The following is a 6,531-nucleotide window of genomic DNA, read 5'->3' on the forward strand; positions in this document are numbered from 1 at the left end:
GCGGTGGTTCAGTCGCCTGAAATGTTGAATGACACACCGCCTTCGCGAGCAAGCCCGCTCCCACATTTAGATCAGCGTCACACCCGGGGTTAACGTCGCCGGTAGCACCAGGCTCGGGGTCTCAAGGGAGGCCACCGGGTACGCGCAATAGTCCGCCGCGTAATAGGCGCTGGCGCGATGGTTACCCGAAGCCCCTACCCCGCCAAATGGCGCGCTGCTCGCAGCACCCGTCAGCTGTTTGTTCCAGTTGACGATCCCGGCACGGCTTTCCAGCCAGAACTGCTGGTAACGCGCCTCGGAATCCGACAGCAACCCGGCCGCCAAGCCGTATTGAGTGTTGTTGGCCTCGGCAATCGCCGCCTCGAAATCAGCGTAGCGGATCACTTGCAGCAGTGGGCCGAACAGCTCTTCGTCAGCGCGTTCCGTAACCTCGGTCACATCGATAATCCCCGGCGTCAGCAACGCAGCCTGGGCCTGGGGTTGGGTCATTTCCAATAGCGCCACCGCGCCATTGGCCAGCAGCAATTCCTGGGCATCCATCAACGCCTTGGCAGCACCGAGGGAAATCACCGAGCCCATGAACGGCGCCGGCGTTTGGTCAAATGCGCCGACTTCGATGGTCGAGCTCACCGCCACCAGGCGTGCGAGCAACGCATCGCCCCAGGCGCCTTCCGGCACCAGCAGGCGACGGGCGCAGGTGCAACGCTGGCCAGCGGAGATAAACGCCGACTGGATAATGGTGTACACGGCCGCATCCACATCGGCCACTTCGTCCACCACCAGCGGGTTGTTGCCGCCCATTTCCAGCGCGAGGATCTTGTCCGGGCGCCCGGCGAATTGCTGGTGCAGATGGTTGCCGGTGCGGCTGGAGCCGGTGAAGAACAGACCGTCGATGCCCGGATTCGCCGCCAGGGCGATCCCGGTTTCCCGTGCGCCTTGCAGCAGGTTCAACACGCCCGCCGGCAGGCCGGCGTCGATCCAGCATTGCACGGTCAACTCGGCGACTTTCGGGGTCAGTTCGCTCGGTTTGAACAGTACGGTGTTACCCGCCAGCAAGGCCGGTACGATGTGGCCGTTAGGCAGATGACCGGGGAAGTTGTAAGGGCCAAACACCGCCACCACACCGTGGGGCTTGTGGCGCAATACGGCAGTGGCGTCGCCCAACGGGCCGCTCTTTTCGCCGGTACGTTCGCGGTAGCTTTGCACCGAGATCGCGACCTTGTTGACCATGCTGGTGACTTCAGTCGCCGATTCCCACAAAGGCTTGCCGGTTTCCTCACCGATGCAGCGGGCGAGTTCGTCAGCACGACTCTTCAGGTTGGCGGCGAAGGCTTCCAGCACGCTCAGGCGCTCTTCCAACGAACGCTTGGCCCAGGCCGGAAACGCCTGGCGTGCGGCCTGGACGGCGGACTCGACCTGCTCGGCGGTGGCGCCATTACCCGACCACACCACCTGCTGGGTCACCGGGTTCAGCGACTCAAACACTTCACCCTGGCCAGCCAGCCATTCACCTGCGATGTATAGCGAATTCATTATTTCGACTCCCGGGCAGCGGACAACGGTACGGCACGCACTTGATCACCGGCGATCAGTTGCAGGCGCTTGGCGGTCTGTTGATCGACCACCAGGGTGCCCGCAGCCAACCGCGCCGGCGCGGCGGTGATACGGCAATCTTCACGTTTGCGGTTATGGATCAGGAACGGCGTGGCGTCGTCGCCCGGCGTACCAATCGCCAGCACCAGCGCTTCGCTGTCGCGCACGGCGCGGATCTTGGTGGTTTCACACTCCACCGCCGGGCCCGCGTCGAAGATGTCGACGTAGCCCTGGTAGCTGAAACCTTCGCTCTTGAGCATGCTCAGGGCCGGCTCGGTGTCGGTGTGGACCTTGCCGATCACGTTGCGCGCGTCTTCAGACAGGAAGCAGGTGTACAGCGGAAACTTCGGCATCAGCTCGGCGATAAACGCCTTGTTGCCCACGCCGGTGAGGTAGTCGGCCTGGCTGAATTCCATCTTGAAGAAGTGCCGGCCCAGGCTTTCCCAGAACGGCGAGCGCCCGGCTTCGTCGGACATGCCGCGCATCTCGGCGATGATCTTGTTGCCGAACAGCTGCGGGAATTCCGCGATAAACAGCATGCGCGCCTTGGCCAGCATGCGGCCGTTAAGGCCGTTGCGGTAATCGGCGTGCAGGAACAACGAGCACAGCTCGGAGTTGCCGGTCAGGTCGTTGGCCAGAAACAGCGTCGGGATTTCACGGTAGATGTTCAGCTCCTGGGAGGCGCTGACCGTCAGGCCGACCCGGAAGTTGTACCAGGGCTCGCGCAGACCGACTGCACCGGCGATGGCGGAAATCCCCACCACGCGACCTTCGTCGTTTTCCAGCACGAACAGGTAGTCCGCATCACCGCGCCCGGCTTCACCGCGAAAGGTCTTTTCAGCCCAGCCGACCCGATGGGTCAGGCGCTCTTCGTTGGCCGGCAAGGTGGTGAGGCCGGTGCCGGTGCTGCGCGCCAGATCAATCAGGGCCGGTAAATCGCTGCTGCGTACGGGACGAACGATCATGCTATCTCCTCAAACGGGCCGCCTTGCAAGCCACCCGCGAAACTCATTCTTAAACCGCTACCAGTCGAACGCTGGCACCTTCGCCGACGCCCAGGGCTTCGGCGGTTTCCAGGTCCAGGGTCACTGGCTTGCCCGGCGCGTAGTCCAGCTCCAGCATCACCGCGCGGTAATCCTGCAACTGGCCGTTGCTCACCAGGTACTGGCGGCCGACACCCTTGACCATCTCACCGATCTTCACCGGCACCACACGGCTCTGGGCGATCGAGCGAATGCCCGAGACGCGCGCATGCAGGGTTGGGCCGCCGTCGAAGATGTCGATGTAATGGTCGGTCTCGAAGCCTTCGCGCATCAGGATGTCGAAGGTGATCTGCGCCCGCGGGTGCACCTGGCCCATGGCTTCCTGGGCTTCGTCGGGCAACAGCGGCACGTAGATCGGATAGTGCGGCATCAGTTCGGCGAGAAAGGTCCGGCTCTTCAACCCGCACAGGCGCTCGGCAGCGGCGTAGTTGAGGTCGAAGAAGTTGCGGCCGATGGCGTCCCAGAACGGCGAATCACCGTTCTCGTCGCTGTAGCCCACAATCTCGGTGACCACCGAATCGGCGAAGCGCTCCGGGTGGCCGGCCACGAACAGCAGGCGGCCACGGGAGTTGAGTTCCGACCACGGCGAACCCACCAGCTCCGGCACCACGTAGAAACTGGTCAGGAGGCTGTTGCCGGTGAGGTCATGGCACTGCGAAAGCACATGGATCTTGTTGTGAATCTTCAGCTCGCGGGAAGCATGCACGAAGGTCTCGTTACGGAAGCTGTAGAACGGTTCCGAGTAGCCGGCCGAGGCAACGATGGCCGAACAGCCCACCAGCTTGCCGGCGTCGGTGTCTTCCAGGACGAAGAAATAGCTTTCTTCACCGTTGAAGCTGACCTCGGCGGCGAAGGACGCTTCGCTCGCAGCGATCTTGTCGCTCAGGCGTTCGACATCATCCGGCAAGGAGGTGACACCAATCGGGCTGTCCGCAGCCAGACGCTGTACCTCGCCCAGATCAGCCATTTGCGCGGGGCGCATCACCAGCATGGTGTCACTCCTTAACTCGAAAACTCACAGGAAAAAATGCCGGACACGATCTTGAAATCAGTGAGGTCAAGTGTGGGAGCGGGCTTGCTCGCGAAAGCGGTGTGTCATTCAACATTTCAGGTGACTGAGCCACTGCATTCGCGAGCAAGCCCGCTGCCACATTTGATCTTCACAGCTTCAACTAAAGAGTCCGGCATACAAAATTTGTGTTGGGCGCCCGACTCGCCGGGCACCCAACGGTCCATCAGGCTTGCGTCAGCTTTTTCACCGCACGTTCGAAGCGGTCCAGACCTTCCTGGATATCGGCATCTTCCACCACCAGGCTCGGGGCGAAGCGCACCACATCCGGGCCGGCTTGCAGGATCATCAAGCCTTCGCGCTCGGCGGCGTTGAAGATGTCCTTGGCCTTGCCTTTCCAGGCATCGCTCAGCACGCAACCGAGCAACAGGCCCAGGCCACGCACTTCGGTGAAGATGCCGTATTGCTGGCCAATCTTCTCCAGACGGGAAACGAACAAGTCGTGCTTGGCGTTAACGCCGGCCAGCACTTCTGGCGTGTTGATCACGTCGATCACCGCTTCCGCCACCGCGCACGCCAGCGGGTTGCCGCCGTAGGTGGTGCCGTGGGTGCCGACCACCAAGTGCTTGGCCAGGTCTTCGCGAGTCAGCATGGCGGCGATCGGGAAACCGCCGCCCAGGCTCTTGGCGCTGGTGAGGATGTCCGGCACGACGCCGTAATGCTGATAGGCGAACAACTCGCCGCTGCGGCCCATGCCGGTTTGCACTTCGTCGAACACCAGCAGCGCGTTGTTCGCGTCGCACAGGTCGCGGGCACCTTGAAGGTACGACAGTTCTGCCGGCAGCACGCCGCCTTCGCCCTGGATCGGCTCCAGCACCACGGCGCAGGTCTTGTCCGAGACGGCGGCTTTCAGCGCCTCCAGATCGTTGTAAGGCACGTGGGTGATGCCGACGATCTTCGGACCGAAGCCGTCGGAGTACTTCGACTGGCCACCCACGTTCACGGTGAACAGGGTACGGCCGTGGAAGCTGTTCAGCGCGGCGATGATTTCGTACTTCTCGGTGCCGAAGCGGTCGAACGCGACACGACGGGCCAACTTGAAGGCGGCCTCGTTGGCTTCGGCGCCGGAGTTGCAGAAGAACACACGCTCGGCAAACGTGGCGTCGATCAGCTTATGGGCCAGGCGCAGGGCCGGCTCATTGGTGAAGACGTTGGACACGTGCCACAGCTTGTTGGCCTGTTCGGTCAGTGCACCGACCAGCGCCGGGTGGGCGTGGCCCAATACGTTGACCGCGATGCCGCCGGCAAAGTCGATCAGCTCTCGGCCCGCCTGGTCCCATACGCGGGAACCTGCGCCACGCACGGGGATGAAAGCGGCAGGTGCGTAGTTGGGAACCATGACCTGGTCGAAATCGGCACGTTGCACCGGGGCTTGCTCAACGGACATCGGAGTCTCCTGAAGAGGAACGCCTGCCTGAAACTGGCGGGCGATGCAGGGATTGTAAGGACAGTTTTCAGCGCGGCCTTGCCGCCAAGCGACAACTTCTTATAGCGCCAACCCGCGATTTTCGCGGGTTTACGCCAATGCGACAAATAGCATCGCAATGGCGCAGTTTAAACCGCCCGGGCCGGTTTTGGGCGGTCGGTGAGGCACAACTATCCAATGCCGTCGCCGATGGCCGTTTTGGTCTGCTGTTGATCTCATCCGCGCACAGGAACAGCGCCATGCCTGGAGATGCCGGCCGAGCACTGATGCCTAGCCGCGCTCGGACGGCACCGACGACAATTCGAACGGGCTGCTGCTGCGGCGCTGGTTGCGGTCTTCACGAGGGGTGGCGCCGAAGAAGTTGCGGTAGGCGCTGGAGAAGTGCGGCCCCGAGGAGAAGCCGCAGGACAGGCCGATCTGGATGATCGACTTGCTGGTTTGCATGAGCATCTGGCGGGCCTTGTTCAGGCGCAGTTCCAGGTAGTACTGGCTGGGGACGCGATTGAGGTATTGCTTGAAGATCCGCTCGAGCTGTCGTCGGGACACGCACACATGCTGGGCGATTTCGTCGGTGGTCAGCGGCTCTTCGATGTTGGCCTCCATCAGCAACACGGCCTGGGTCAGCTTTGGATGGCTGGAACCCAGACGGTTTTGCAGTGGGATGCGCTGGCGCTCGCCGCCCTCACGGATGCGCTCTACCACCAGTTCTTCCGAGACTGCCCCGGCCAGTTCGGCGCCGTGGTCACGGGCCAGCACTGCCAGCAGCAGGTCGAGTACCGACATGCCACCGCAGGCGGTCAGGCGGTCACGGTCCCAGTCGAACAGATGGCTGGTGGCGATCACCTTGGGGAAACGCTCGGCGAAATCGTCCTGCCAGCGCCAGTGCACAGCGGCGCGGTAACCGTCGAGCAGACCGAGCTGGGCCAGCGGATACACACCGGCCGACAGGCCGCCGATCACGCAGCCGGCGCGCACCAGTTGCTTGAGGGCGGTGCTGAGCTGGGAGGCGATGACGGTCGGTGGTTCATCCGCCAGCAGGAATAGCTTTTGAAAGCCTTCCAGCTTGCCGGCCCAGGGTTCACCCGGCAGTTGCCAGGCCCCGTCGATTGGCGGTTCGGCCTGCAAGAACGAGAGTTCGTACACCACGTCCGGATGCACCCGCTGAGCAACGCGCAAGGCCTCCTCAGCCAGCGCAAGCGTCAGTGCTTTAGTGCTGGGCCAAATCAGGAAACCAATTCGATGGGCAGTCATGGAGTGCTATCCGAAGCGAGTAACAGTAATGAAGACAAAGGCCAATGCTAGCCCGTAAACCAACACAAATCTCTAAAGCGGGTGAAGATCCAAATGTGGGAGCGGGCTTGCTCGCGAAAGCGGTGGATCAGTCACCGGATGTATCGACT

At 62.5% G+C, this 6,531-nt stretch carries 5 protein-coding genes; all 5 read right to left on the reverse strand.

All coding sequences use genetic code 11. The annotated features are described in order from the left end of the window. Positions 1 to 66: 66 nt before the first annotated feature. Positions 67 to 1,536, reverse strand: a complete 1,470-nt coding sequence (gene astD / locus ACW9I6_RS29565; RefSeq protein WP_168197533.1) for a succinylglutamate-semialdehyde dehydrogenase — start codon at positions 1,534 to 1,536, stop codon at positions 67 to 69. Further along, positions 1,533 to 2,558 carry an arginine N-succinyltransferase gene (gene astA / locus ACW9I6_RS29570; protein ID WP_003214325.1) on the reverse strand — a complete coding sequence of 342 codons (1,026 nt, stop codon included), beginning with the start codon at positions 2,556 to 2,558 and terminating at the stop codon, positions 1,533 to 1,535. Before astA ends, astD begins: the two co-directional genes overlap by 4 nt. A gap of 49 nt (positions 2,559 to 2,607) precedes the next feature. After that, positions 2,608 to 3,627 carry an arginine/ornithine succinyltransferase subunit alpha gene (aruF, locus tag ACW9I6_RS29575; protein WP_003214328.1) on the reverse strand — a complete coding sequence of 340 codons (1,020 nt, stop codon included), beginning with the start codon at positions 3,625 to 3,627 and terminating at the stop codon, positions 2,608 to 2,610. Positions 3,628 to 3,871: 244 nt separating this feature from the next. Further along, complete coding sequence (locus tag ACW9I6_RS29580) at positions 3,872 to 5,092, reverse strand: aspartate aminotransferase family protein (protein ID WP_003214332.1); 1,221 nt, start codon at positions 5,090 to 5,092, stop codon at positions 3,872 to 3,874. Between the two features lie 309 nt (positions 5,093 to 5,401). Further along, positions 5,402 to 6,382, reverse strand: a complete 981-nt coding sequence (locus ACW9I6_RS29585) for a GlxA family transcriptional regulator (RefSeq protein ID WP_003214334.1) — start codon at positions 6,380 to 6,382, stop codon at positions 5,402 to 5,404. Between the last annotated feature and the right edge of the window lie 149 nt (positions 6,383 to 6,531).

It is taken from the genome of Pseudomonas sp. SDO5522_S412, assembly GCF_054071215.1.